Genomic DNA, 26,990 nt, shown 5'->3' on the forward strand with positions numbered 1-26,990 from the left:
CAGCGGGAGCCGCCCAGAGGCGCTGTCAGAACCCGCTTTCACGCAGCCCGACGCCCAACAGCCACTTGCCCAATTCGCCCAGCACGCTGCGCCTTTCCCCTTCGATCTGCAGCTTGCCGCGGGTTTCGCGCACGCTGGCCAGGGGCTCGTCCAGGGCGATCAGCACCTGGAACAACGCGGCATTGGGGGTCAGGGACTGGCCGCTGGTGGCCACTGGCCCGCCAAAGTGCGAAGACAGCATGCGGTGGGCCAGTTGCCCGGCGCGGGTGCTGCCGATGGCCAGCACCTTGCCGTGCAGCTCGGTGGCCTGGCCTTCGGGGTAGAACTTGACCGGGTTGCCCACGGCCAGGTGGTGCACCTGGTCTTGCGCGACATAGGCATCGACCTGCCAGTGGCGGGGGTCGATGAGGATGCCCAGCGGCTCCTGGCGGTTGAGCCACTGGCCGGGCTGCAGGTCGCGGTCCACGTCCAGCCAGGCGCCGGCGAACGGTGCCTGCAGGTTGAGCCGGGCGATTTCCCGGCGCGCCGAGCGGGCTTCTTCGTTCTGCACGCTCAGGCGCTGCTGGGTGGCGGCATCCTCGGCCAACCCGGCAGGGTCGGCCAGCAGCCCCGACAGCCGCGCCTGGTAGCTGCGCGCCGTGGCCTCGCTGCTGCGCATGCGCGAGTCGAGGTCCGGCTCGTCGAGCACCGCCAGCACCTCGCCGGCCTTGACCTGGCCGGCCGGCAGCAGGCTCTTGAGGCGTGCCGGGTAGGGCGTGTACACGCGCAACTGGTGTTCGGCACGGGCCACGCCCACCGCATCCACCTGGTTGTGCCAAGGCACCGCCAGGGCCAGCACCAGCAGCCCCAGGGCCAGGTAGAACAGCCGCTTGCGCTGCCCGGGAATGAACGCGCGCTGCTGCCACCAGTGGTTGAGCTCGCGCTTTACCGGCAGGGCGATGAACCACGCCAATTCGACCATGAACAGTACGATCCCCAGCAATTTGAAGAAGAACAGGTACACCGCCACCGCGATGCCCAGGAACAGCACCAGGCGGTAGAGCCAGGTGGCAAAGGCGAACGCCACCAGCAGCCGCCGCTGGCCGACGGGAAACGGCTCGGGCCAGGCCTCGTTCAGCCCCAGCAGGTTGCGCCGCAGGGCCACCCGCGCCATGGCCGAGGCGCGCTCGTGCAGGTTGGGGAAGTCGAGCAGGTCGCTGAGGATGAAGTAGCCGTCAAAGCGCATGAACGGGCTGGCGTTGAGTGCCAGTGACAGCACCCAGCTGGTGGTCGCCAGGTACAGCAAGGCATTGCGCAGGGCGCCGTCGTCGCACAAGGCCCAGCCCAGGGTGGCCAGGCCCGCCAGCGACAGCTCGGTGACGATGCCGGCCGAGGCGATCGCCAGGCGCTGGCGGGAGCGCTTGAGCTTCCAGCTTTCGCCGGTGTCGGTGTACAGCATCGGCCACAGCACCAGGAACGCCACGCCCATGTGCCCGACGCGCAGGCCCAGGCGCGTGGCCACCAGCGCATGGCCCAGCTCGTGCAAGGTCTTGGCCACGACCAGCGCCAGGGCAAAGCTGAACAGGCCCTCGGTGGAAAACGACTCCACCACTGCATGGGTGAAGCTGTCCCATTGCTGCATCACCAGCACCAGCCCGACCAGGGTCAGGGCCACCACCAGCACCGCGGTCAGCGGGTGGAACAGCCAGCCCAGGGCCTTGGCCAGGTGCTGCAGCCCGGCTTGCGGGCGCAGCAGCGGGATGCGAAAGAACAGGTAGTGGTGCAGCCACCAGCGCCAGCTCGACCAGGTGCGCGACTCGCTGGCCGCCTGCAGCCTGGCCAGTTGCTCGTGGCCGGGGCGCAGCAGGTTGTGCTGTTCGAGGAACGCCCGCAGCGCCAGCACCTGCTCGACGTCCGGGTTCAGCGCGCTGTCGCGTGAAACCTGTTCGCTGACCTGGCGCGGCGTCTGGCCCCAGCGCAGCAGGCATTCGAACTCCAGCCAGCCGATCCGGTAGAAGCGGTTGACCACCGTGTCGTGGATCATCCACGCCGGCTCTCCCTCACGGTTGTCGGCGGCTTCGCACAGGCGCAGGTCCTCGCGCAGTGGCGGCAGGGGCAGGTCGCTGAGCTCGAGCATCACCAGCCACTCCAGGCACGCACGGTGGCCAGCGGGCGACGCAGCAGGTAATAGCCGAGCATCACCCGGCCGCCGTAGAGCTTGGCGGTGCCGTGCAGGCCCAGGCGGGCATGCTCGGAGTGCTCGTCGATGCTGGCCAGCAGGCGGTAGGCGACCACGCCGTCGTCGCTGGGCTTGGCCTGGTAGCTGGTCTCGAGGATCTTGCCCTTGAGCGGGCTGAGCGGGTAGGCGGTGAGAAACAGCGTGACCTCGGCGCCCGGCTCCAGGGCGATGGCATCGGCCACGGCCAGCTGGATCTGCATCGCCGGTTGCGAGGGGTCGGCCACATGCAGGATGCGCTCGCCGGTCGACACCGGCTTGCCGATCCAGTCGTTGGGGTCGCTGAACACCGCAACGCCGGCCCTTGGCGCCACCACCTGGGTGCGCCGCAGCTGCGCCTGCACGGCGGCCAGCTCGGCCCGGCGCTGCTGGGCTCGGCCCTGCAGCAGGGTCAGTTCGTTCTTGCTTTGCGGGTTGTCGAACGCCCGCTGGCTGGCGGCCAGCAGCTCGGCATCGGCCACCGCCACTTCCTTGCCGAGCACTTCGGCGCGGCTGCGCAGGGTGGTTTCATCGAGGGTGAACAGCGGCGTGCCGGCTTCCACCGGCTGGTTGGGGCGCACCAGCACCTGGGCAATCACCCCGTCGATCGGCGAGCTGACGATCTGCGCCTGGCGCGAGACGATCTGCGCCGGCGCCAGCGCCGTCTGGCGCACCGGCACCAGCAGCAGCCCGGCGGCCACCAGCAGTGTCACCAGCACCTGGCGCCGGCTGGGGCGCCAGCGGCGCAGGTGGCGGCGCCGGGTCAGCGTGCGCCAGCAGTAGGCCCAGGTACGGGTCAGGCCTTCGAGCTGCGTGTACAACACCTCGGGCGGCGCTTCTTCGAGCAGCAGCACCAGCACGCCAAGGCGTTCGCCGGCCGGCCCGTGCAGCGGGATGCACCACAGGCCGCTGGGCCACCATTCGCTCCAGCCCTGGGCGATATCGTCGGGCGGTGCGGCATTGTCCAAAGTCAGCCAGGTGGGCTGGGCAGTGGCCAGGCGTTCGGCCAGCCAGCGGCTGGCGCGCTTGAGCCAGACCAGGTAGGGCGAGTCCTCGGTGGGCCGCGCCAGGCCCGAGACGCACAGCAGGTCGAGGCCGGCCTTGCCTTGCTCGAACACCAGCGCCTGGTGGAAGGGCAGCAGCGGGTAGAGGTCGTTGGCCATGCTGAACGCCAGGGCATTCAGGGTTTCGGCGGCCATGGCCTTGTCGCGCAGGTGGTCCAGCTGCAACAGCAGTTGCGGGTGAGGGAGCGGCCTATTCACGGTCATGGTCGAACCGCGCAGTGCCGCTCATGCCGGCCATCAGTTCAGGGAAACGCTGATCGAAGCGCGCTTCGAGCTCCACGGTTTGCGCCACGGCATCGACCCGGGCGTTGATCACGCTGACCTTGGCCGGGTAGGTCTTGCCGGTTTCGTGCACGCTCACCTCCAGCGGCTGGCCAGGGCGCAGTTCCTTGAGCTGGCTCGATGGCACATTGAGGCGCACCTTCAAGGCGCCATCGCTGACCAGGTCGAACAGCGGCGTACCGGCGCTGACCGTCTGGAACGGCTTGACGTAGACCTTGGCGACATGCCCGGAGAACGGCGCCAGCACCTGGCAGTAGCTCATCTGCGCCTCGCCCATGGCGCGCGCGCCGTCGGCCTTCTGCACTTCGGTATTGGCCGCGGCCACTTCGATGTCGCCCACGGCATCGAGCTTGCGCAGCTGCTTCTTGGCGTCCAGGTTCTGCCGCGCCATGGCCAGTTCGGCCACCGCGACCTTGCCCCGTGCCTGGGCCTCGTTGCAGTTGAAGCGGGCCAGGCTGGCGCCCTTGGCCACGTGTTCGCCAAAGCTGGCCTTGAGTTCGCCCAGGGTGCCGCTCATCTGGCTGGACAGGGTGGTCTCCAGCTCAGCGGCAAGCAGTACGCGGATCAGCTGCGGGTCCTCGCCCGTGGTTTCGCCTTCGGCGTGTACGGCAAAGCTGGCCAGGGCCAGCAACAGTGGCAGATAACGGTGTTCAACGACGGGCAACGGCATCCTCGACTCCTTTCTGAGAACTTGATTGAAGCGCTGCGTAAACAGTTCGAATTCTCATACTAGAAAGGAATCTGGATTTTGCCCAATCGCGCGCGATAGAGGCCCCTGCGACGGGACGTCACGGGGCCTCCAGGGCAGATCGAACAGGCAGGTTTCAGGGCTTGACCACCTCGATCGGCGGGAACTTGTAGCTGCCTTCCTGCACTGCTTTGCTGGGGCCGTACAGGCGCATCACGATGTAGGCGTCCTTTTCCGGAATGGGCAGGTAGTTGGGGTTGCTCTCGTCGCCCTTGGCGCTCAGCTCGAGGGTGTAGTTGCCCTCGGCGTCCGGCTTCAGCGTGCGGTCGCCGCGGCTGTGGCGGTTGATTGCGTTGTGGGCCATGAAGCGGTTGTCGGCGGCGTAGACGGTGAAGGACCAGAACTGGCTGACATCCGGCGCCTTGAAGGTGATGCGGTACGACTTGCCATTGGCGCCGTTGATGTTCTTGCCATCACTGGCGGTGCCTTCCTTGAGGTAGACGCTTTCGTCCGGTGGCAGGCCCCATTGGCCGACGTAGGTGCCGACGGCGAACAGGTCGCGCGGGCCATCACCAAGCTGCTCTCGGGTGCCCAGCGACTTGCCGGAAGTGGTCAGCTTGGGCGCCAGTTCCTCGATGTGCTTCTTGCCCAGCGCCTCGCCTTTCCTGGCGGCAGCCAACTGCTCCTGGGTGAAGTCTTTCTTGCACGGGGCCAGGCCTACCGTCTTGTACTGGTCCAGCCATTTCTGGTCGGCCTTGGCCATGCTGCCATCGCACAGGACGAAATTGACCCGTTGCAGCCAGTTGCTCTTGGCCGGGTCCAGGTAGTTGCGTTGCTTGGCCTTGGGCCCGGGCAGGCCCAGGTAGGCGGACAGCGTGCGCACGTTCCAGTCGTCCATGTAGTTGAGTGCGGTCTTCTGGTCTTCGGGGCCGGTGGCCATGATCCGGCCCATCAGCTTGATCAGGTTGGAGTCGACGCGGATCACCTCGGTGACGCTGGGCGGTACTTCGCCTTTCCAGCCCTGGGCGGCGAACATGAAATGGCCGCCTTTGGTGTCGCGGGTGCGCGAGCCGATCATGGAGGTGGTGTAGTGGCCCATGTCCATGGTGTGCAGGATCCAGTAACGGCCCTTGTCCATGTCCGGCACGCTGACGATCACAGGTTCCGCGGCCACGTCCAGCCAGCCCATCAGGTGCAGGGTGTCGTTGTTGATGGTGGGGTGGTCGGTGTAGGTGTCATCGGCCAGGTGGCGGATGTTCTGGAAGCGGTTGAGCGGGGTGTGGGTCTTCACCGCCGTTTCGTAGAAGAACTTGTAGGCTTCATCGATCGAATAGCCATAGATGTAGGCATCCTCGGCCAGCTTGTCGGGGATCTGGGCAAAGGCCGATACGCTCAGGGATAACAGGGATGCACCCAGCAACCAGTGTTTCATGACGTCTCCTTGTGGCTGCCTGCGCAGCCTTGTCAATCGATGAGGGCAACGCCTATCCAGGGCTCAAGGGCCGACCCGTTGCGGCACTGGAAAGTCACTCGGGCAAGGCACCTGGCTCATGTGCTGGCTGGGCGACTGAGCCTGTCGCAGTGTAGTCGAGGTTTTTTCGGCCAGGCCCCTGTGCACGATGCGCAGGAAGCAGAGGGCTGTACTAGGGTGAAGCTGTGTTTTGGGGTGCGAATACATCAGAACAGCCCGCTACAGGGCGAACAGCAACGGCCGTGGAGCTGATCAATGGGGTGGCGTGCACAGGCAGTGCAGGGGTTGCGAGTGCTCGTCAGAAGCACCGTGCTGTTGCTGGCACTAACCAGCACGCCGCTCGTCATGGCCGCGCCGGGAGGCGGCCAGCCGCCGGCCCCGGCCAAGGACCGTGAAGGCTACGCCGATGCCGGCAGCTGCCAGGCCTGCCACACCGAGCAGGCCGCACAGTGGCAGCATTCCGACCATGCCTGGGCGCTGCGCGATGCCAGCCCGGCCAACGTATTGGGCAATTTCAATGACGTGCGCTACGACCAGGATGGCGTGCAGGCGCGCTTCTATCGCAAGGGCGATGGCTATTTCGTCAACCTCGAAGGCGAGGACGGCAAACCGGCCGACTTCAAGGTGCTCTACACCTTCGGCTACTCGCCGCTGCAGCAATACCTGGTGGCGTTGTCGCGGGGGCGCTTGCAGGCCCTGACCATCGCCTGGGACAGCCGGCCTGCGGAGCAGGGTGGCCAGCGCTGGTTCTCGCTGTATCCCGGGCAGCGCTTTACCCCGCAAGACCCGTTGCACTGGACCGGCCGCTACCAGAACTGGAACGGCATGTGCGCCGACTGCCATTCGACCCGGCTGCTCAAGCACTACGACGATGCCAAGGACAGCTTCGCCAGTACCTGGCAGGAGAAGACCGTGGGCTGCCAAGGCTGCCATGGGCCAAGCCAGGCCCATGTCGACTGGGCCAGGCGCAACCCCGGGGCATCGCCGGCCCAGGGCCTGGCGGTGGATTTCAAGGCGCTGGGCAGCAAGGGGCTGGTAGAGCAGTGCGCCTATTGCCACAGCCGCCGGCAGGGCCTGGGCACCGGCCAGTTGCCCGGCCACCCGCAGCTCGACCAGAGCTTGCCGGCCACCCTGCGCGCCGGCCTGTACCACGCCGACGGGCAGATCGACGGCGAGGTGTATGAGTACGGCTCGTTCACCCAGAGCAAGATGTACGCCGCAGGGGTCACCTGCACCGACTGCCACAACCCGCACACCACCAAGGTGCGCATCGAAGGCAACGGCCTGTGCCTGCAGTGCCACAACACCCAGCCCAACACCGCGCGCTTCGCTGGCTTGCAGGCCAAGGACTACGACAGCCCCGAGCACCATCACCATGCTGCAGGCTCGCCGGGCGCGCAGTGCGTGAACTGCCACATGCCGAGCAAGAACTACATGGTCGTCGACCCCCGGCGCGACCACGCCCTGCGCATTCCACGGCCCGACCTCGCGGCCCAGGGCATCGGCCCGGATGCCTGCACGATGTGCCATCAAGACCGCCAGCCAGCGTGGGCCGCCAGCGCCATCGACAGTTGGTTCAGCCACCCCAAGCGCCCGGCCCATTACGGCGAAAGTTTCCATGCCGTGCGCGAAGACCCAAGTTCCGGCCTCAGCCGCCTGGGCTACGTGCTGGCAGACAAGAGCAACCCCGCTATCGTCCGGGCGACCGCTGCCGAGCAGCTGGCGGGCATGGGGCCTGCGGCCAGCAGCAACTTGCGTTGGGCGCTGCAGGACAAGGACGCGGTGGTGCGCGCCTACGCGGTGAACGGCTTCAGCCGTGTGCCGCCCGAACAGCGCGTGGCGCCCTTGCTGGCGCTGTTGCAGGACCCGGCCCTGGCGGTGCGCGACGAAGCCGTGCGTGCGCTGGCCGACGTGCCCGCCGCGCAGCTTCCCGAAGCCAGCCGCCAACCGTACAGCGCCATGCTTGCCGAATACGAACAGCGCCTGCGCAGCAACGCCGACCTGCCGGGCGGGCGGCTCAACCTGGCGGTGCTGATGCAGCGCCAGGGCCGTGACGAGCAGGCCATGGTGCAGTACCGCCAGGCCCTGCGCATGGACCCGTATTTCACGCCGGCCAGGGTCAACCTGGTGACCCTGGCCAGTGGCAGCCAGCGCCTGGACGATGCCGAGCAGCTGCTGCGCGAAGGCGTGGCGCTGGACAAGATGCCCACCCCCGACCGCGGCAACCTGGCCTACATGCTCGCCCTGCTGCTGGTGGAGCGGGGCAAGCCCGAGGAGGCGGTGGGCTGGATGGAACAAGCGGCCGTGGCCCTGCCGGGCAATACGCGCATTCGTTACAACCAGGGCTTGCTGCTGTCGCGCATGGACCGCCGAGACGAGGCGCTGCAGGCGTTGCGCAGTGGCCTGGAGCAGGCGCCGGCGGATGCGGACCTGCTGTATTCGCTGATCTACCTGCATGCCCTGGCAGGGGAGCGGGAGCAGGCCTGGCCGTATGTGCAGCGGATGCGTGAGGTGGCGCCGGAAGATCCGCGGTTGCGGGGCATCGAGCCGTATTGGCAGAAGCAGCCCTGAGGCACTGCGCCTGTGGGAGCGGGCTTGCCCCGCGAACACCGGCGCAGCCGGTGCCAACCGCCGCGCATGTTCTCTTCACGACACCCCATTGCACCCCACCCCAACCCAACTAGATTTACCAGACTCCCAAACGCCACCCAGGAACCCCGCCCCGTGAACACTCACGAACACGTCCAGGCCCTGGAAGCTTCGGTCGCGCAAAAGGTCCTCGGCCAGGCCGAGACCATCCGCCACGTGCTGCTGGGCCTGCTCGCCAACGGCCATGTGCTGCTCGAAAGCCTCCCAGGCCTGGCCAAGACCCGCACGGTCAAAGCCCTGGCCACGCACCTGGAAGCGCAGATGCGGCGCATCCAGTTCACCCCCGACCTGCTGCCGTCGGACATCACCGGCGGGGAGATCCTGCAGCAGACCGCCGAAGGCAACAGCATCCGTTTCCAGCCCGGCCCGCTGTTCGGCAACGTCATCCTCGCCGACGAAATCAACCGCGCCCCGGCCAAGGTCCAGGCCGCCTTGCTGGAGGCCATGGAAGAACGGCAGATCACCGTGGCCGGGCAGAGCTACCCGATGCCGGGGCTGTTCATGGTGCTGGCGACCCAGAACCCCATCGAGCAGGAGGGCACCTACCCCTTGCCCGAGGCGCAGATGGACCGCTTCCTGATGAAGCTGCAGCTCGACTACCCGCGCCCTGAAGACGAAACCCAGGTGCTGCGCCTGGTGCGCGAAGAGGACCAGGCCAGCCCTGACGGCACGACGCAACCCGCGCGCCTGGCCCAGCAGGTGATTTTCGACGCCCGCCGCGAAGTGGCCCAGGTGCACGTGGCCGCCGCCATCGACCGCTACCTCATCGACCTGGTCAACGCCACCCGCCACCCCGGCGACTACGATGCCGACCTGGCCCGCTGGATCAGCATCGGCGCCAGCCCGCGCGGCGGCATCAGCCTGGACCGGGTGTCGCGGGCGCATGCCTGGCTCAATGGCCAGGACTTCGTTTCGCCGGATAACGTGCGTGCCGTGGTGCACCCGGTGCTGCGCCACCGCCTGCAGCTTTCCTACGACGCCATCACCGATGGGGTGGGCGCCGACCAGGTCATCGACCGGCTGTTGGACAAGGTGGCCATTCCCGCCTGACGGAGATACCGATGCCTGCGCGCAGCGTTGCCGCCGATGGTTTCGTCTATGCCGCCCTCGCCGAACTGATGGCGCTGGAAGCACGTGCCCGGGGCTTGAGCTTCGTCGCGCGCCAGCCACTGTCGAGCATCCTTTCCGGCAACCACGCCTCGCGCCTGCGCGGGCGGGGGCTGAGCTTCGATGAACTGCGCCATTACATCCCCGGCGATGACCTGCGCCACCTCGACTGGCGCGCCTCGCTGCGCTATGGCAAGCCGTTCGTGCGCACGTTCACCGAGGAGCGCGACCGGCCCACGCTGGTGCTGGTCGATCAACGCATGAGCATGTATTTCGGCTCGCAGCGCTACTTCAAGTCGGTCAGCGCCGCGCAGCTGGCGGCCATCTGCGCGTGGATGGCGTTCCATGCCGGCGACCGGGTCGGTGGCATGGTGTTCGGCAACCAGCAGGTCGACTATGTGCGCCCGCTGCGCAGCCGTGCGCGGGTCGAGGCATTGTGCAGCGCAGTGATCAAGGCCAACCAGCGCTTGTCGGCCTATGCCGCGGACGAGGAGAACGATGCACAGCTGGACAAGGTGCTGCGCAGCTGCGTGGCCTCGGCGGGCCATGATCACCTGATCTGCATCATCAGCGACTTCGCCGGCATCGGCCCGGACACCCTGGCGTTGCTGCGCCAGTTGCGCCAGCACAACGACGTGATCGCCATCCAGGTCTATGACCCGCTTGCCCTGCAACTGCCGGACAAGGGCCGGCTCAATGTGACCCAGGGTGCCCAGCAGGTGGAGCTGGAGGTTGGCCAGCGCCGCATCAACCGGCCCTTGGGCGAGTTTCTGGCCGGGCGCCTGCGCGATGTCGCCGAACTGCTGCGCCGCAGCCAGGTGCCGCTGCTGCTGGTGAGCACTGGCGACGACAGCCTTGAACAATTGCGCCGGGAGCTGGGCCGCCTGGCCCAGGCGTCACGATGAATACCCCGGCGCCTGCCATCGACCAACTGCGTGAGCTGGCGCCCGGCGCGCCGCCGTTCAGCTACCTGCCGCAGACCTGGGCCTGGCTGGTGGTGGGCGTGCTGTTGCTGGCGCTGGTGCTGCTGTGGGCGGTGCTGCGCTGGCGGCGCTGGCAGCGCGAGCGTTATCGCCGTGAAGCCTTGCAGCGGCTCGAGCAACTGGCGGGCGACGGGCTGAAGGGGTTGCGCGAACTGCCCGAGTTGCTCAAGCGGGTCGCCTTGTCGATGCCGGGGGCGCCGCCGGTGGCCAGCCTGGCCGGTGCGCAGTGGCAGGCGTTTCTCGCCCGGCATGCGCCGCAGCCGCTGCCCGAGGGCTTTGCCGACACCCTGCACACGCTAGCCTATGCACCGGATGCCCAGGTGCTCGGGTTGCAGGCGCAGCAGCTCGACGCCTTGTTCAGTGCCAGCCGCCGCTGGATCGAGGGGCACCATGTGGCAGTTTGACTACCCCTGGGTGTTCCTGCTGCTGCCCCTGGCCTGGGTGGCCTACCGGATGCTGGGCGTCTACCAGGAAAGCCGCAGTGCACTGCGGGTGCCGTTTTTCGCGGCCATGAGCCGTGCCGTCGGCAAGCAGCCGGGCGCCGCGAGCGCCAGCGGCGGGCGCGGGCAGTTGCTGCTCAATGTGCTGGTGTGGGGGCTGCTGGTGGCGGCCTGTGCCAGGCCGGTGCTGGTGGAGCGGCCGATCCAGCGCGAACAGCCCATGCGCGACATGATGCTGGCCATCGACATCTCCCAGTCCATGTCGGCCACCGACTACACCAACGCCGAAGGCCAGCGCACCGACCGCCTGAGCGCGGTGAAGGCGGTGGTGCGCGACTTCATTGCCCGGCGCAAGGACGACCGCATCGGCTTGATCGTGTTCGGCACCGGGGCCTATCCGCAGGCGCCGCTGACCCTGGACCACGCCAGCCTGCTGATGTTGCTGGACGAAGTGGGCATCGGCATGGCCGGGCCCAACACCGCGCTGGGCGATGCCATTGGCCTGACCATCAAGGCCATGGCCCATGCCCAGGCGCCGGAGAAGGTGCTGATCCTGCTCACCGACGGCAACGACACCGGCAGCGCCATCACCCCCGAACACGCAGCGCGCCTGGCTCGGGCCAATCGTATCGTGGTACATACCATCGGTATCGGTGATCCGCAGGCCAGCGGTGACGCCAAGGTCGACCTGGCCGCCCTGCAGGCGATCGCCCACACCACCGGTGGCCAGTTCTTCCGCGCCGATGACCGCCAAGCCCTGCAGCAGGTGTACGCCACCCTCGACCGGCTGACCCCGCACCAGGTCAAGACCTTCAGCCACCAGCCCAAGCGTGACCTGTTCATCTGGCCGCTGGGCGCGGCCCTGGCGCTGTTGCTGCTGGGCCAGTTGCTGGCCCTGGCGCGCGCAAGGCTCGTGGGCCGGCGGCCGCAACCTGTGGAGCCGCCGGCATGACCTTCGATCTCGCCGCGTTCCACTTCCTGCGGCCGCTGTGGCTGCTGATGCTGCTGCCCGGCGTTCTGCTGCCGCTGCTGTGGCTGCGCCGGCACGACCTGCGCCGCCAGCTTGACGGCATCATCGCCCCGCACCTGGTCGCGCACCTGCTGATCACCCCGCAGGAGCAGCGGCGCTGGCGCCCCGTGCACCTGCTCGGCGCGGTGCTGGTGCTCGGCGCCCTGGCCGCCGCCGGGCCGACCTGGCAGCAGGACACCCCAGACTTTCTCGATAACCGCGCACCGCTGATCATTGCCGTGGACCTGTCGCCTTCGATGGATGCCGACGACGTGCCGCCCAGCCGCCTGGCGGCGGTGCGCCACACCCTGCACGATCTGGTGCTGCGCCGCGCCGGGGCGCGCACGGCGCTGGTCGCCTACGCCGGCAGCGCGCACCTGGTGCTGCCGGCCACCGATGACCCGGCGCTGCTCGACACCTTCATCCAGGCCCTGGCCACCGACCTGATGAGCAAGCCCGGCAAGGACGCACTGGGCGCGATCGACCAGGCGCTCAAGCTGCTGGACGCGGAACAGGCGCCCGGCAGCCTGGTGCTGCTGACCGATGGCGCCGACCCCAGCCAGTTCGAGGCAATCGGCAAGCGTTTGCGCGGCAGCCCGCTGCAGGTGCTGGTGCTGGCGGTCGGCAGCCAGCCAAGTGGCCCGCTGCGCGATGCCCAGGGCCTGCCCAGGCTCGATGCCCAGGGGCGCCCGGTGCAGGGCGATTTCGATGCCCAGGGCCTCAAGGGCCTGGCCAAGGCGGCGAATGCGCCGCTGGGCAGCCTGTCGCTCAATGACGATGACCTGGACTGGATCGAGCTGCATGCCCAGCGCCATTTCAAGGCCGCCAGTGGCCTGGAGGCGCAGTTGCACTGGAAGGATGCCGGCTACTGGCTGTGCTGGCCGCTGCTGCTGCTGGTGCTGTTGAGCGTGCGCCGGGGCTGGCGGGTGAACTGGCTGCCGGGCCTGCTGCTGGCCCTGCTGCTGGGCGCAACCGCGCAGCCTGCCCGGGCGGGGGCGCTGGCCGACGCCTTCTTTACCGCCGACCAGCAAGGGCGCTGGGCGTTCGAGCATGGGCACTACCCGCAGGCTGCCGCGCAGTTCCACGACCCGTACTGGAAGGGCGTCGCCGCCTACGAGGCTGCCGACTTCCAGGCGGCGCTGGCCAGCCTGGGCAAGGTCGATACGCCAATGGCCTGGTTCTACCAGGGCAACAGCTACGTGCGCCTGTTCAAGTTCCCCCAGGCGATTGCCGCCTACCAGCAGGCCTTGCGTCTGCAGCCGGAGTTCGCCGAAGCCCAGGCCAACCTGGCGCTGGCCCAGGCGCTGCTCAAGGATTACCAGGACCAGCAGCAGGAAGACCCACCCGACGAGAAACCCGACAAGGTCGTCGAGGACCAGACGCCAAGCGCAGGCGGCAAGCAACAGCCGCAACAGACCGCCCAGGCAGCGTCCGATCAGCTGTGGCTGAACAACCTCACCACTTCGCCGGCGCAGTTCCTCAGGCGCAAGTTCGCGCTGCAGGATGCGGCCAAGGAGGCGCCATGATTCGCAGGGCCTTGCTGCTGTTGATGTGCCTGGCTGGGCTTGCGAATGCGGCGGACCCCGAGGTGAGGGTGCAGGCGCGGCTGGTGCCGGACAAACCGGTGATGACCGGGGCCACGGTCAACCTGGAAGTGGACCTGCTGGTCGACACCTGGTTCACCGATGCCCCGGTGCTGCCAGCGCTGCAACTGGCCGGCGCGGTGGTCAGCCCGCCCAGCGGCCAAGCCCAGCACCTGAACCAGCAGCTCGACGGCAAGGCCTTCTTCGGCTTGCGTTACCACTACCAGATCACCCCCACCGTGGCGCAGCGCTTCGACATCCCGGCGTTGGCCTTTGGCGTTCAGCCTGGCCCGGATAACAAGGTGCTGACCGTGCGCAGCCAGCCGCTGTCGTTCGAGGCTAGCGGGCCCGCCAGCACGGCCGGCGAGCAGCGCCTGGTGGCGCAGCGGGTGGAGCTGACGCAGACCATCGAGCGCTCGCACAGCCCTTTGCGGGTCGGTGACAGCATCACGCGCCGCCTGCATACGGTCGCCGTCGGTGCCCAGGCCATGCTGATCCCGCCGCCGCCGTTGAGCGAGGTCGAAGGTTTCAAGCGCTATGTGCAGACGCCCCAGGTAGCGCCGCTCAGCGATGGCCGCGGCGGCACCCTGGGCGGCCAGCGCGAGGACAGTGCCAGCTATGTGGCCACGGCCGCCGGGCATTTCAGCCTGCCGGCCATCGAGCTGAAGTGGTGGGACGGCACGACGGGCGAGGCGCACACGGCTTCGCTGCCTGCGGTGCAGGTGCAGGCACAGGCGGGCACCTACCAGGCACCGTTCTCCCTCACGCAAGACCTGCAGGCCCTCGGCCAGGGGGCGCAGGTCAGGCTTTCCGGCCATTGGCTGGTGCTGCTGGCAGCGCTGTCGCTGTTGGCGGCATTGGCATGGGCCGGGCGTGAATGGGGGCGGGCAGGCTGGCACTGGCTGCGCGGTTGGCAGGCCCGGCGCCACCAGGCCTGGCTCGATTCGCCAGGCTTTGCCCTGCGCCAGGCCCGGCAGCAGTGCGCCCACCTGCCGGTGCGCCTGGACGGCCTGTACCTGTGGGTTCGGCGCCGCACCGGGCGACGTGTGCTGTCGTCAAGTGAACATCCCTGCGGCGAGCATTCGCAGGGCGATTTGCTAGCCTTTTTCCAGGCCGCCTACGGCGCCCAGGGCGAGCCCGCGCTCAGCGCCGCTGCGCGCAAGCGCCTGCTGCAGCGCTTGCGCCAGGAGGCTGCCAAGGGCCAGCCGAATTGCGCTGACAAACACGCGCTGCATGATCTGAACCCCCGAAGCCGCTGATCGAGGTAAGGCAATGACGCAAGCGAGGCTCACCCTGCGCGACTCGGCCCGCGGCGCTGCGCGCCAGGCCGGTTTGTGCCTGGTGCTCATCCTGCTGCCACTGCTGGCCCAGGCGGCCGACCCGCTGCCGGCCTGGCGCGAAGGCCCTTCGCGCAGCGCCATCGTGGCCTTCGTCGAGGCGGTCAGCCAGCAAGGCGGGCCGGACTACGTCGTACCCGCCGAGCGCATCGCCGTGTTCGACAACGACGGCACCCTGTGGAGCGAGCAGCCGCTGTACTTCGAGGTGTTGTTCGCCATGGACGAGGTCAGGCGCCTGGCCCCCGAACACCCCCAGTGGCGTACCCAGCAACCGTTCAAGGCTGTGCTCGAGCGCGACCATCAGGCCCTGGCCGCGCAAGGCATGGATGGCCTGCTGAAGATCGTCGCCGCCACTCATTCGGGCATGAGCAGCAGCGACTTCATTGCCCGCAGCCGCGCCTGGCTTGCCAGCGCCCGCCACCCGCGCACCGGCAAGCCGTACACCGAAATGGTGTTCCAGCCGATGCTGGAGCTGCTGGCCTACCTGCGCGACAACGGCTTCAAGACCTACATCGTCTCGGGTGGCGAGGTGGCCTTCATGCGCGCGTTTGCCGAGGAGGTGTACGGCATCCCGCCGGAACAGGTGATCGGCACCACCCTGGGCGCCCGCTTCCAGGACCAGCAGGGCAAATTGAGCATCCAGCGCCTGCCCACCGTCCAGCACAACGACGATGGCCCGGGCAAGCCTGTGAGCATCGACTGGGTCATCGGCCGCCGGCCGATCCTGGCCTTTGGCAATTCCGACGGCGACCTGCAGATGCTGCAGTGGACCATGGCCGGGCCAGGCCGGCGCTTTGCCGGGCTGGTGCACCACACCGACGCCCACCGTGAATGGGCCTATGACCGCACGAGCAAGGTCGGGCACCTGGACAAGGCCCTGGACCAGGCGCAGGCCAAAGGTTGGACGGTGGTGGACATGGCCGGGGAATGGCGCCGTGTGTATCCCTTCGAAACACCCTGAAGCGTTATCAACCAACCGCAGGAGTACAGGGCCCGGCCCGTGTCGGCAGCCCATGTGCCCGAAGTCGTGGACTACAGCAGTGACGTGAAACGGAGAGCGTAGCTATGAAGTCCAGAAGAGCATGGTTGTCGGCGGCCGCCCTCGCGGCCACGGCAACGTTCGCGGCGGGGCTGGCCAGTGCGGCGGACAAGCCGAACATCCTGGTGATATTCGGCGACGATATCGGCCAGACCAACATCAGCGCCTACGGCAAGGGCGTGGTCGGCTACCAGACGCCGAACATCGACCGCATTGCCAAGGAAGGCATGATGTTCACCGATTACTATGCCGAGAACAGCTGTACGGCGGGACGTTCGACCTTCATCACCGGCCAGTCGGCGTTGCGTACCGGCTTGTCCAAGGTCGGCATGCCGGGTGTGCCGGTGGGCCTGCAGGCGCGCGATGTGACCATTGCCCAGGCGCTCAAGGCCGAAGGCTACGCCACCGGCCAGTTCGGCAAGAACCACCTGGGCGATCGCGATGAATACCTGCCCACCAACCACGGTTTCGACGAGTTCTTCGGCAACCTCTACCACCTCAACGCCGAAGAGGAGCCGGAGCGCCCGTACTGGCCCAAGGATGACCAGGAGTTCATCAAGGCTGCCTCGCCGCGCGGGGTGATCAAGGCCAGTGCCGACGGCAAGATCGAGGACACCGGCGCGCTGACCAAAAAGCGTATGGAAACCATCGACGACGAGACCACCCAGGCTGCGATCAACTTCATCGACAAGCAGGTCAAGGCTGACAAGCCGTTCTTCGTGTGGATGAACACCACCCGCATGCACGCCTTCACCCATGTACGCGAGTCGATGCAGGGGCAGAGCGGCATGGTCGGCAACGAGTATGCCGATGGCATGCTCGAGCATGACGGCGATGTCGGCAAGCTGCTCAAGACCCTGGACGACCTCAAGGTCGCCGACAACACCATTGTCGTCTACACCACCGACAACGGCCCCAACCAGTGGTCCTGGCCGGATGCGGCGACCACGCCGTTTCGCAACGAGAAGAACTCCAACTGGGAAGGTGCCTTCAGGGTGCCGGCGATGGTGCGCTGGCCAGGCAAGATCAAGCCTGACTCGGTAAACACCCAGATGATGTCCGGCCTCGACTGGTTCCCGACCTTGCTGGCGGCAACCGGCGACGTCGACATCAAGGACCGCCTGCTCAAGGGCGCCGATGTCGGTGGCAAGAACTTCAAGGTGCACCTGGACGGCTTCAACCAGCTCGACATGCTCACCGGCAAGACCGACAAGAGCGCGCGCACCGAGTTCTACTATTTCAACGATGACGGCGAGCTGGTGTCGATGCGCTATGGCGACTGGAAGATCGTCTTCTGCGAGCAACGCGCGCCAGGCGGCTTCGCGGTCTGGAGCGAACCCTTCACCTGCCTGCGCGTGCCGAAGATGTTCAACCTGCGCATGGACCCTTACGAGCGCGCCGACGTGGTTTCCGACCAGTACAACGACTGGCTGACCAAGAACGACTACCTTGTCTTCAACGGCATCAAGAAGGCCGCCGCGTTCCTCCAGACCTTCGTCGACTACCCGCCTAGCCAGCGGCCGGCGAGCTTCAGCATCGACCAGATCCGTGCCGATGTGGACAAGAAGATCGAGGAGAAGATGAACAAGCAGTGAGCCCCCCTGTGGGAGCCGGCAAGCCGGCTCCCACAGTCATTCATCGGTAGCAACCTTCACCAGACAAGGGCTTCGTGCATGGCATCACCTGCAGCATCCTCCGTCGTCACCGCTGCGCCGCAGAGCAAGGCGCACCTGCAGGTGCTGTTACCCGCCACGCTGCTGTTCCTCTCCGGCGCCGCCGGCCTGGTCTACCAGGTGCTCTGGATCAAACAACTGTCGCTGGTGGTCGGCGTGGAAGTGCACGCCGTGGCCACCGGCATCAGTGCCTTTTTCGCAGGCCTTGCCCTGGGCGGCCTGCTGTTCGGGCGCTGGGCCGACCGCTTGCAGCGCCCGGTGCAGCTCTACGTAGGCCTGGAGCTGGCAGTGGCGGTGCTTGGCATCGGCGCCACCCTGGGCCTGGCCCACGCCGCCGGGCCGTTCGCCCGCCTGGAAGGCAGCGCCGGCCCGTTGGCCTGGGTCTTGCCGTTTGCCCTGGTCGGGCTGCCGGCCTTGCTCATGGGCGGCACCTTGCCGGTGCTGGTGCGCGCCGTGGCACCGGCCAGCGGCCAGCTGGCGGAGGCGGGCGGCCGGCTGTATGCGGCGAACACCGCAGGCGCCATCGCCGGCACCTTGCTGGCCGCGTTCGTGCTGCTGCCTCGCCTGGGGGTTAGCGGTAGCGCCTGCGCCGCCGCCTCGCTCAACCTGCTGGCTGCCCTGGGCGCCTGGCTGGCCCGCCGGCGCGATGCAGCGTTGCCGCCAGCGGCCCTGCGCACGTCGACCCCGCGAGGCGCACAAGCGCGCCTGGCCATCGGTTTGTACTGCCTCGCCGGTGGCGTCGCCCTGGGTTATGAGGTGGTGTGGAGCCAGTCGATCGTGGCGTTCATGAGCACCCGTGCGTTCGCCTTCGCCGTGGTGCTGGCCACCTACCTGGGCGGGCTGCTCGCCGGTAGCGCCCTGTATGCGCGGCGTGCCGATCGAATTCGTGATCCCTGGGGCCTGTTCGGCCTGCTGATCGCCCTGGCCGGCTTGCTGGCCCTGTTGCAGCTTGCCGGGCTTGGACGCTGGCTGGTGCTGGCCCAGACCCAGGCCGAAATGCTCGCCCTGCAGCTGTTCGGCAGCGAACTGGCCGGGATGTGCGCCCGCTTCGCCACGGCGGCGCTGTGCATGGTGCTGCTGCCGACCACCTTGCTCGGCGCGGCCTTCCCCCTGGCCTTGCGCCTGGCGGTGGACAGCGGCCATGTCGGCCGTGACGTGGGTGCGGTGGTGGCGCTCAACACCTTGGGTGGCATCGTCGGCGTGCTGCTCACCGGTTTCGTGCTGGTGCCGCAACTGGGCCTGGTGCGCGCGCTGGGGGTGCTGGCCGTCCTTGCCGCAGTGGTCGGCCTGCTGGCGGTGTGGCGGGGGCAGGGTGTGCGCCGGCCTATGGCCTTCGCGGTGGTTGCGGTGGCCGCTGCGACCCTGCTGGTGGCGGCCCTCACGCCGCCCCAGCGCCTGGCCGAGCTGCTGCCCGGTGCGCGTAACGGCCAGCTCACCTACTACCACGAGGGCAAGGGCGGCACCGTGGCGGTGGTCAGCCAGGGGCGCCAGGGCCAGACCTTCAACCGCCTGTACATCCAGGGTGTATCCAATACCGGCGATGCCATGCCCTCGCTGCGCTACATGCGCCTGCAGGCCCTGTTGCCGCTGTTGATCCACCGCGGCGAGCCGCGTTCGGCGCTGGTGATCGGCTTCGGCACCGGCATCACCGCCGGGGCGATGCTGCGCTACCCGGGGCTGCAGCGCCCGGTGGTGGCCGAGCTGCTGCCCGAGGTGCTGCAAGCAGCGCCACTGTTCAAAGGCAATTTCTCCGCGGTCAGTGATCCTCGCCTGGAAATCCGCCTGCGCGATGGCCGCCGCGAACTGCTGCGCAGTGAAGAGCACTACGACCTGGTGACCCTCGAACCTCCGCCCCCCTCGGCGGCGGGTGTGGTCAACCTGTACTCGCGCGACTTCTACCAGCTCGCTGCCGCACGCCTGGAGCCAGGCGGCCTGGTAGCGCAGTGGCTGCCGCTGCCGACCCAGAACGAAGAGGACAGCCGCGCGCTGGTGCAGAGCTTCATCGAAGTCTTCCCCCATGCGTCGCTGTGGACCACCGAGTTCCACGAAATGCTGCTGATCGGCTCGCTGCAACCGTTGCAGCTGGATGTGCCCAGGATTCGCCAGCGCCTGGCGCAGCCTGCGGTAGCCCAGGCGCTGGCCGAGGTGGGCGTGGACTCGGCGCAGGCGCTGCTGGCGACCTGGGTCACCGACCGCGATGGGCTGCAACGATTTGCCGGCGACGCCAAGCCTGTGACCGACGACCAGCCGCGCATCGAGTACGCCGGCTGGGTACGGCCGCGGGAAATCACCCGGGTGCTGCCGGCGCTGCTGGCGCTCAAGGGCGCGCCACCCCTGCAAGGCGCCGACCCTGACTTCGCCAGTGCGGTGAACGAGCGCTGGCAGGCGCTTGCGCGCTTCTACAGCCTCAGCCTGCATGCCTACAACGGCAACCGCCCGGCCTGGGCGCGGGAGGCCCGCGAGCTGGCCAGAAGCGACGGCGACAACCCTTATTTCCGCTGGTTCCTGGGGCCAGGCCCCGGCCAGTGAACCCTGTGCTATCACTACACAGATGCCGTGCGTCCGAGTGCCCAGGGAGTGTGCAATGAACCACCTTTTCCGCCTGCTGCTAGTGTGGCTGCTGCTGTTGCCCGCCGTGGGGCAGGGCAGTGACAGCGCCGCCAGCGCCACCGACGGTGTGCCCGCCGACCCGGCCGAGCTGGTCATCGCCAACCGCAGCATCTTCACCTTCAACGCCACGCTGCTGGGAGAAACGCCGGCCGCCCGGGTGCAGCGCGCCACGGCGGTGATCGAAGAGGCGCTGCGCGGCACCGACGACCTGCAGGTCAGCGTCGACAGGATTCTCAACAGCCACATGGTGCTGCTCGGCGGTCATCGGGCCTTCATCGTCGCGCCCGTGGATGTGGGCGTGAACGGCGGCGACACGCGCCTGGCCGCCGAGCAGGCCGCCGCGGCGCTGCGCCAGGTGGTGGAGGAGACCGGTGAAGCGCGCAGCCTGCGCTTTCTGCTCAAGGCGGTGGGCTGGTCGGCATTGTCCACCTTGCTCTTCGTGGTGCTGATCAAGGGTGCCAACTGGGGCCGACGCAAGCTGCGCGGGGTGTTGACGCGGTTGATGCGCGAGCGCGCCAAGCAGATCCGCGTCGGCCAGCTGCCGCTGTTCGACATGCAGTACGTGTACTACCTGATCGATCGCCTGCTGCGCCTGTTGTACTGGGTGGTGGTGTTTCTGCTGAGCTACCAGTGGCTGAGCTTCGTGCTGTCGCAGTTCCCCTATACCCGGCCCTGGGGCGAGAGCCTCAACGTGCACCTGCTCGACCTGCTGCGCTATCTGCTGCATGGCATGCTGCAGGCCATCCCCGGCATTGCTGTGGCGGTGATGATCTTCTTCATCGCCCGCGGCATCAGCGGCTTCAGCCGGCGCATCCTGGAGCGCATGGCGCGCCCCGGCACGCTCAAGTGGCTGACCGAGGAAACCCTGCAGCCCACCACCCGCCTGACCTCGCTGGCGATCTGGCTGTTTGCCCTGGTGATGGCCTACCCGTACCTGCCAGGCTCCGGCACCGATGCGTTCAAGGGCTTGTCGGTGCTGCTCGGCTTGATGATCTCGCTGGGGGCCTCCAGCGTGGTGGGGCAGGCCGCAGCCGGGCTGATCCTGACCTATTCGCGCACCTTGAAGGCGGGCGAGTACGTGCGGGTGGGCGATAACGAAGGCACGGTGACGGAAGTGGGCATGTTCAACACCACCATTCGCACTGGCCTTGGCGAGGTGCTGACCTTGCCCAACTCGATGATCACAGGCTCCGTGACGCGCAATTATTCGCGGGTGGTGCAGGGCCGCGGCTATATCGTCGACACGGTCGTCACCATCGGCTACGACACGCCCTGGCGCCAGGTCGAGGCGATGCTGGTGGCGGCTGCCGAGCGTACCGAAGGCATCGTTGCCAAGCCCCGGCCGCAGGTGTTCCAGACCGGGCTTTCGGACTTCTACCCGGAATACCGCCTGGTGGCCCAGGCCGTGCCCAGCGAGCCACGGCCGCGGGCCGAGCTGCTGAGCCTTTTGCATGCCAACATCCAGGACGTGTTCAACGAGTACGGCGTGCAGATCATGTCGCCGCATTATCTGGGTGACCCGGCGCAGGAGAAGTGGGTGCCGCGGGAGAAATGGTTTGCCGCGCCGGCCCGGGATACCTCCAGCAAGCCGCAGGACAGGCAGGGTTAAAGGTGGGCGACCTGCGGGTCGCCATGCTGGCGGCGGTGTTCCAGCGGCGTCATGTCGAACCAGCGCAGGTGGGCGCGGCAGAATGACGTGGTGCGCCGGTAGCCCAGCTCGCTGGCGATCTGGCCCACGCTCAGGCCGGTGCTGCGCAGCATCTGCTGGGCCTGGCGCCGGCGCATGCCGTCGAGGTAATCCTCGAAGTCGATGCCATCGCTCGCCAGGCGCCGCTGCAGCGTGCGCGGGTTCAGCTCAAGGGCCAGGGCAACCTGCTCCAGGGTGCAGCGTTGGCTGGGCAGCAGCATCTGGATGATGCGTTCGACCTGGGCGCACAGGCTGTCACAGGGTACCGCCTGCTCCTCCAGGTAATGGCGCACGATGGCATGCAATGCCGCGTCATGGTGAACGCACGCCTCTTGCAGCACATCCGCCGGCATCAGCAGGCAGTTGTGCGGCTGATCGAATAACACCGGGCAGTCGAAGTAGCGCAGGTAGCCGGCCGGCTCGCCCAGCGCCAGGTGGCGCAAGGTCACGGCCTTCGGGCGCAGGGGCGTGCCGCGCAGCTCGCCGATCAACAGCCTGGCGCCCATCATCTATTTCTCGACGATCTGTGGCGTATGCCGCGAATCGGGCAGGCCATTGTCGAAGTACAGCAGTGCCTGGCCGGCGCGGTGCTCCAGGCGAAAATGAATGGCCGGGCTGTAGTGGCGCATGTAGCGAATCACCGCCACCAGCGCATGGCCGACGGTGGGCGCCGAGTTGGCCAGGTGGCGCAACGGGCCGACCAGGGTCGCGCCTTGCAGCAGCGCCAGTTCCAGGCCGAAACGCGGCAGGCTGAGGGCGTGCGCACTGCCCTCGAACAGTTGCACGAGGTTGAGGTAGGGCAGGCGCTTGGCATGGTTGCCGACCACCTGCGGGTCGATCTTCAGTGGCGCCAGCAAGTCGTGCTGCCGAGCGCCGTGCTCGGTCAGCAGTTGGTCGAACTGCAGCAGAGCGCTGCCGCGAATGCTGTCCATGGGATCGCGCCTCGGTGGGGCCGAGCAAGGGTGCTACGCCCCACTGCAGGCTCGGCCCTGCAGTGGGGTGGGGCGGTTTACTTTCTCAGGGCCTGGAACGAGGTGACCATGTCCTTGGCCCAGCCATCGAGCACGGCCTTGGCGTCCTTGGCCTGCATCACCTGGGACGAATCATCCAGCTCGGTGCCGGCGCCCTTGCGCACCACCTCGGCCACCACCTGGTTGGTCTCGCCATCGAGGAACGCCGCTTCGGTGGCGATGCTGGTGTCCTGGTCACGGATACCGGTGGCGGTGCTGATGCCGGCGGCGATCAGCGCGATCGGGATCACTTCATACGGGCGCAGGCTCTTGGTCTGGGCGCTGACGGCGGTGATCGCCGGGCGCACTACCAGTACCCGTGGGCCAGGGCTGCTGGCCAGCGGCAATACCTGGGAGAAGTGGTTCTTGAGGGTCTGGTCGTAGTACTGGGTGATGCCCTGCAGGGTCGACTGCGGCACCTTTTCGGTCGGCTGCGGTTTCGGGTAGAGCTGGCTTGGCTCGATGTACACGCTGGTGTAGCGCTTGGCATCTACCCCTGATTTGATCCAGCGCATCACCGGTGCGCCCGAGGGCGACTTGTCTTCCTTGAGGATGCTGTAGTCCTTGAGGAAGCCCGAATACTGGTCGGACTCCACGTATTTGCTAGCGCAGCCCTGCAGCATGAGCGTTGCAAGGCACAGCGATGCAGCTAACGTCTTGGTGTTCATGCAGCTTCTCCTTCTTACGATGATCGGGTCTGCGGGCGCGCAGGGTGGTTCAGAAACGCCAGGTCGCGCCACCGCCGAGAATGTGCAACGCACTGTTATCGTAGCTGCCCGCTAGCGTGCTGCCAGAGCGCGCTTTGGTCTGGTCGATGTCCATGTCGCCGAGCCACACCAGGGTGTAGGCCAGGTGCAGGTCCAAGCCTTCCTCGACCTGGTAATTGACCCCCGCCGCCAGCCGCCAGGCTTCGCCCATGGGGTTGTCGACGGTGCGGTCCTTGTCGTCCACGGCCGAGCTGTCGTAGCCCAGGCCCAGGCTCCAGCGCCATTGCCGGGTGGCCTGGTACTGCGCGCCGACAGAGGCGTGCCAGGTGTCCTTGTATTTGCGATCGACCGTGCGGCTGGTGCCGCCGGCATTGCTGTCGACCTCAACGCCGACATCGCCGAAATCGCTCCAGTCCTGCCAGTTCAGGCTGCCCAGCAACGTCCATTGTTCGTCCAGCTCGTGGGCGATGCTGAAGGTCGCTGTCTGCGGCACGTTCAGGTCCAGCTCCAGCGAGTCGACGTCCAGCCGGCGCAGGGCAACGTTGAGCAGGGGGTTGCTGATGTCCTTGAGGTGCGGCTTGTCGTCGAACTCCAGCTTGACCTTGCTGGTGTAGGCCAGGCCCACGCGGGTGCGCGGCGTGACCTGGTAGAGCAAGCCGAGGTTGACCCCCACGCCGACATCGGTGTCCTTGTATTCAAGCTGCCCGTCCGGCCGGTCGGCCAGGCCCAGCAGGTTGTTGTTGATGGCCATTTCGGTGCGGTAGTAGCCGACCATGATCCGCGGGCCGATGCCGATCGACAGGTCGTCGGTGAACTTGTAGGCCAGGGTCGGTTGCATCGACACGCCGATCACTGCCGCTTCCTGGGTGAAGTAGCGCCCGGCCCAGTCATCGTCGTAGTCCAGGGCCAGGCCGAAATTGCCGTACATGCCAAAGCCGATGGCGGCACGGTCGTCGATCTGGTGGCTGATGAACAGGCTGGTGCCGGGCAGGTACTGCAGGGCGTTGCCGCCTTCGTTGCCGTCGAACTGGTTGCCGCTGCCCCGCGAGAAACGGATGTCGCCGAAGATCACCTGGGCGTTGGCGCTGATCTGCGTGCCTTGGAGTCGGGTGATGCCTGCCGGGTTGCTCATCAGCACGCTGGGGTCGTTGGCCAGTGCGGCGGAGCCGGCATTGGCCAGGCCGTTGCCCTCCTGGCCGGCTTCGTAGATGAGGATGCCGCCAGCCCAGGCGGGGCTGTCCAGGCACAAGGTGGCGAGGGCTACGGCGGCGGCGAACCTGGCGCCCTGGGCCTGAACGTTTCGATAGATGGACATGACGATGACTCCGCTTCCCATGCCGTTGAACTCGGTACCAGGCGGTATTGCCGGTGAGCAGGGCAGGGCCTGCGGCCCTGCCAGCTGCTCGTGCCTCCATTACGGCGTGACGATGGGGAACCAGAACTCGAAGTTGTCCATGTAGCTCATCAGCTCTTCGAGCTTGCCTTCGGTACCATCGACCTTGACCTGGCCTGCAGCGACGGCGTCCTTGAGCGTGGTTTCCTTGAGCATCAGCTTGTTCAAGGTGTCGCGGGTCAAGGTGACCGTGGCATCGGCCTTGTCTGCCTGCAGGCCTTCGGTGTGGTTGAGCACGCGGTTGACCATTTCCAGCAGGTACTTCTGCTTGAGGTCGGTGAAGTCCAGGTTCAGGGTGATGTGCTTGTCTTCCACCTCAGGCCCTTTCAGGCGCATGGCCAGGTAGTCGAAGAACAGGTCCAGGTCCATCGCCTTGACTGTGTCGGGGCTGGCGGTATCGGGGGTCGGCAGCTGCTTGACGCCTTCGCGCAGCTCCTTGGCGCCGGTGAGGTAGAAGTTGCGCCATGGGCCGCTTTCGGCCTGGTAGCCAAGCTGCTCGAGGGCATCGGCCTGCATGTTCTTCGCGGCCTGGTTGCTCGGGTCGGCGAACACCACGTGGTTGACCACCTCGGCCACCCAGCGGAAGTCACCCTTGTCGTAGTAGGTCTTGGCCTTGCTCAGTACGGCGTCGGCACCGCCCATCATGTCGACGTAGCGCTTGGCCTCTTCCTCCGGCGGCAGCTCCCAGAGCGTGGCCGGGTTGCCGATGAACCAGCCCAGGTACAGCACGTAGGTGGCCTTGACGTTGTGGTTGAGCGAGCCGTAGTAACCGCGGTTGGAGAAGCGCTCGGCAATGCCCTTGGGCAGCTTCACCTGCTCGGCGATCTCGGTCATGGTGTAACCCTTGTTGGCCAGGCGCAGGGTTTCATCGTTGATGTAGCGGTACATGTCGCGCTGCGACGACAACTGCTCGCGCACCTCCTTGTTGCCCCACACTGGCCAGTGGTGCATGGCGTACATCACCTGCACATCGTTGCCCCACATCTTCAAGGCTTCGTTGAGGTACTTGGACCACGGCAGCGGCTCGCGGATCTTCGCCCCGCGCAGCGAGTAGGTGTTGTGCAGGGTGTGGGTGGAGTCCTCGGCGGTGTTGAGGGCCTTTTTCTCGTGGATGTAGTAGAGCATCTCGGCCGGCGCTTCACTGCCCGGCGCGTACAGGAACTCGTAGGTCAGCCCGTCGATGGTGCGCTTCTCGCCGGTCTTCTCGATGATGTCGGTCGGCGGGATGAGGGTCACGGTACCGGCTGAGGTGGTGGTCCCAAGGCCCGCGCCCAGCTGGCCGGTTTCGCTCGGCGGCAGCAGGTTGCCGTACATGTAGCTGGCCCGCCGGCTCATGGCGGTGCCGGCCATCACGTTTTCCGCCACCGCGTGTTCGAGGAAGCCCTTGGGCGCGTAGATCTTGACCTTGCCGGCCTTGACGTCGTCTTCGCTGATTACGCCGCGCACGCCACCGTAGTGGTCGACATGGCTGTGGGTATAAATCACGGCCACCACCGGCTTTTTGGGCCGATGCTGGTAGTAGAGGTCGAGTGCCGCCTTGGCGGTTTCACTGGAAATCAGTGGGTCGAAGATGGTGATGCCATCCTTGCCTTCGACGATGGTCATGTTCGACAAGTCGTAGTTGCGCACCTGGTAAATGCCATCGGTGACTTCGAACAGGCCGGAAATATTGATCAGTTGCGATTGGCGCCACAAACTTGGGTTGGTGGTGGCCGGGGCTGTTTCACCTTCTTTGATGAACCCGTATTTGTTCGGGTCCCAGATCATGTTGCCACTGGGGCCTTTGATCGGCTCGGAGGGCAGCGGCGCGATAAAACCCTTGTGCGCCAGTTCGAATGAAGTCTTGTCATTGAACGGCAACTCTTTGAGCAATGCGTCGTTGGCGGCCTTGGTGGCTTCGGTGGCCGGCTTGGCTTTTTCTTCCGCCCATGCCAGCGGGGCGGCGGCAATGGCACTGGCCAGCAGGAACGAAGAGCCCATTTTCCACAGGCTGGACGACCTTGCAGTGTTCTTGTGGCGCGCGAACGGTTTGGCAGTCAATCGCATGACAAGCTCCTTTTGAAC

General features: G+C 67.0%; 19 protein-coding genes and 1 pseudogene. 11 read left to right on the forward strand and 9 right to left on the reverse strand.

Going from position 1 to position 26,990, the window contains the following annotated elements; all coding sequences use genetic code 11:
* Positions 1-25: 25 nt before the first annotated feature.
* The 4 genes from B3E94_RS22015 to B3E94_RS22030 all read right to left on the reverse strand — a co-directional run bounded on the left by B3E94_RS22015 (position 26) and on the right by B3E94_RS22030 (position 5,660).
* A complete protein-coding gene (locus B3E94_RS22015; protein WP_286915193.1) occupies positions 26-2,116 on the reverse strand; it encodes an HlyD family efflux transporter periplasmic adaptor subunit in 2,091 nt (696 codons plus the stop codon).
* A complete protein-coding gene (locus tag B3E94_RS22020; protein ID WP_286915194.1) occupies positions 2,116-3,462 on the reverse strand; it encodes an efflux RND transporter periplasmic adaptor subunit in 1,347 nt (448 codons plus the stop codon). Before B3E94_RS22020 ends, B3E94_RS22015 begins: the two co-directional genes overlap by 1 nt.
* Positions 3,449-4,210 (reverse strand): efflux RND transporter periplasmic adaptor subunit, encoded by a 762-nt coding sequence (locus tag B3E94_RS22025; RefSeq protein ID WP_286915195.1) that lies wholly within the window; start codon positions 4,208-4,210, stop codon positions 3,449-3,451. The genes B3E94_RS22020 and B3E94_RS22025 overlap by 14 nt, the downstream gene beginning before the upstream one ends.
* A 154-nt stretch (positions 4,211-4,364) precedes the next feature.
* A complete protein-coding gene (locus B3E94_RS22030) occupies positions 4,365-5,660 on the reverse strand; it encodes a DUF1254 domain-containing protein (protein WP_286915197.1) in 1,296 nt (431 codons plus the stop codon).
* A 294-nt stretch (positions 5,661-5,954) separates the two neighbouring features.
* Here B3E94_RS22030 and B3E94_RS22035 point away from each other — a divergent pair, with 294 nt between their 5' ends.
* The 11 genes from B3E94_RS22035 (at position 5,955) to B3E94_RS22085 (ending at position 21,738) form a co-directional block, all read left to right on the forward strand.
* Complete coding sequence (locus B3E94_RS22035; RefSeq protein WP_286915198.1) at positions 5,955-8,270, forward strand: tetratricopeptide repeat protein; 2,316 nt, start codon at positions 5,955-5,957, stop codon at positions 8,268-8,270.
* A 153-nt stretch (positions 8,271-8,423) separates the two neighbouring features.
* Positions 8,424-9,398 (forward strand): AAA family ATPase, encoded by a 975-nt coding sequence (locus B3E94_RS22040; RefSeq protein ID WP_286915199.1) that lies wholly within the window; start codon positions 8,424-8,426, stop codon positions 9,396-9,398.
* Positions 9,399-9,409: 11 nt separating this feature from the next.
* Positions 9,410-10,360 carry a DUF58 domain-containing protein gene (locus tag B3E94_RS22045; protein ID WP_286915201.1) on the forward strand — a complete coding sequence of 317 codons (951 nt, stop codon included), beginning with the start codon at positions 9,410-9,412 and terminating at the stop codon, positions 10,358-10,360.
* Complete coding sequence (locus B3E94_RS22050) at positions 10,357-10,842, forward strand: DUF4381 domain-containing protein (protein WP_286915202.1); 486 nt, start codon at positions 10,357-10,359, stop codon at positions 10,840-10,842. Before B3E94_RS22045 ends, B3E94_RS22050 begins: the two co-directional genes overlap by 4 nt.
* Positions 10,829-11,830: a vWA domain-containing protein gene (locus B3E94_RS22055; protein ID WP_286915203.1), complete on the forward strand. Its 1,002-nt coding sequence runs from the start codon at positions 10,829-10,831 to the stop codon at positions 11,828-11,830. The genes B3E94_RS22050 and B3E94_RS22055 overlap by 14 nt, the downstream gene beginning before the upstream one ends.
* The gene (locus B3E94_RS22060) at positions 11,827-13,413 is read left to right on the forward strand and encodes a VWA domain-containing protein (protein ID WP_286915204.1); all 1,587 of its coding nucleotides are present in this window, start codon (positions 11,827-11,829) and stop codon (positions 13,411-13,413) included. Before B3E94_RS22055 ends, B3E94_RS22060 begins: the two co-directional genes overlap by 4 nt.
* Positions 13,410-14,729 (forward strand): hypothetical protein, encoded by a 1,320-nt coding sequence (locus B3E94_RS22065; protein ID WP_286915205.1) that lies wholly within the window; start codon positions 13,410-13,412, stop codon positions 14,727-14,729. The genes B3E94_RS22060 and B3E94_RS22065 overlap by 4 nt, the downstream gene beginning before the upstream one ends.
* A gap of 13 nt (positions 14,730-14,742) precedes the next feature.
* Positions 14,743-15,768: an HAD family hydrolase gene (locus B3E94_RS22070; protein WP_286915207.1), complete on the forward strand. Its 1,026-nt coding sequence runs from the start codon at positions 14,743-14,745 to the stop codon at positions 15,766-15,768.
* A 104-nt stretch (positions 15,769-15,872) separates the two neighbouring features.
* Complete coding sequence (locus B3E94_RS22075) at positions 15,873-17,441, forward strand: arylsulfatase (protein ID WP_286915208.1); 1,569 nt, start codon at positions 15,873-15,875, stop codon at positions 17,439-17,441.
* Positions 17,442-17,519: 78 nt separating this feature from the next.
* Positions 17,520-20,048: a fused MFS/spermidine synthase gene (locus B3E94_RS22080; RefSeq protein WP_286915209.1), complete on the forward strand. Its 2,529-nt coding sequence runs from the start codon at positions 17,520-17,522 to the stop codon at positions 20,046-20,048.
* Positions 20,049-20,103: 55 nt separating this feature from the next.
* Positions 20,104-21,738 carry a mechanosensitive ion channel family protein gene (locus B3E94_RS22085; protein ID WP_286915210.1) on the forward strand — a complete coding sequence of 545 codons (1,635 nt, stop codon included), beginning with the start codon at positions 20,104-20,106 and terminating at the stop codon, positions 21,736-21,738.
* Here the strand turns inward: B3E94_RS22085 and B3E94_RS22090 are convergent.
* The 5 genes and pseudogenes from B3E94_RS22090 to B3E94_RS22110 form a co-directional block, all read right to left on the reverse strand.
* Complete coding sequence (locus B3E94_RS22090) at positions 21,735-22,169, reverse strand: helix-turn-helix transcriptional regulator (RefSeq protein WP_349681714.1); 435 nt, start codon at positions 22,167-22,169, stop codon at positions 21,735-21,737. The two genes, B3E94_RS22085 and B3E94_RS22090, sit on opposite strands and share 4 nt — an antisense overlap.
* Positions 22,158-22,748, reverse strand: a pseudogene (locus B3E94_RS22095) (AraC family transcriptional regulator ligand-binding domain-containing protein); the annotation flags it as partial. The pseudogene B3E94_RS22095 and the gene B3E94_RS22090, both read right to left, overlap by 12 nt.
* Before the next feature lie 77 nt (positions 22,749-22,825).
* The gene (locus B3E94_RS22100; protein ID WP_236237072.1) at positions 22,826-23,494 is read right to left on the reverse strand and encodes a DUF3313 domain-containing protein; all 669 of its coding nucleotides are present in this window, start codon (positions 23,492-23,494) and stop codon (positions 22,826-22,828) included.
* Between the two features lie 49 nt (positions 23,495-23,543).
* On the reverse strand, positions 23,544-24,848 hold the full coding sequence (locus B3E94_RS22105; RefSeq protein WP_286915211.1) for an OmpP1/FadL family transporter: 1,305 nt from the start codon (positions 24,846-24,848) through the stop codon (positions 23,544-23,546).
* A gap of 99 nt (positions 24,849-24,947) precedes the next feature.
* On the reverse strand, positions 24,948-26,972 hold the full coding sequence (locus tag B3E94_RS22110; RefSeq protein WP_286915212.1) for an alkyl/aryl-sulfatase: 2,025 nt from the start codon (positions 26,970-26,972) through the stop codon (positions 24,948-24,950).
* Positions 26,973-26,990 lie beyond the last annotated feature (18 nt).

The sequence above is a fragment of the Pseudomonas sp. UBA6315 genome, from assembly GCF_002438125.1.
In the GTDB taxonomy this organism is placed as follows: Bacteria; Pseudomonadota; Gammaproteobacteria; order Pseudomonadales; family Pseudomonadaceae; genus Aquipseudomonas; species Aquipseudomonas faucium.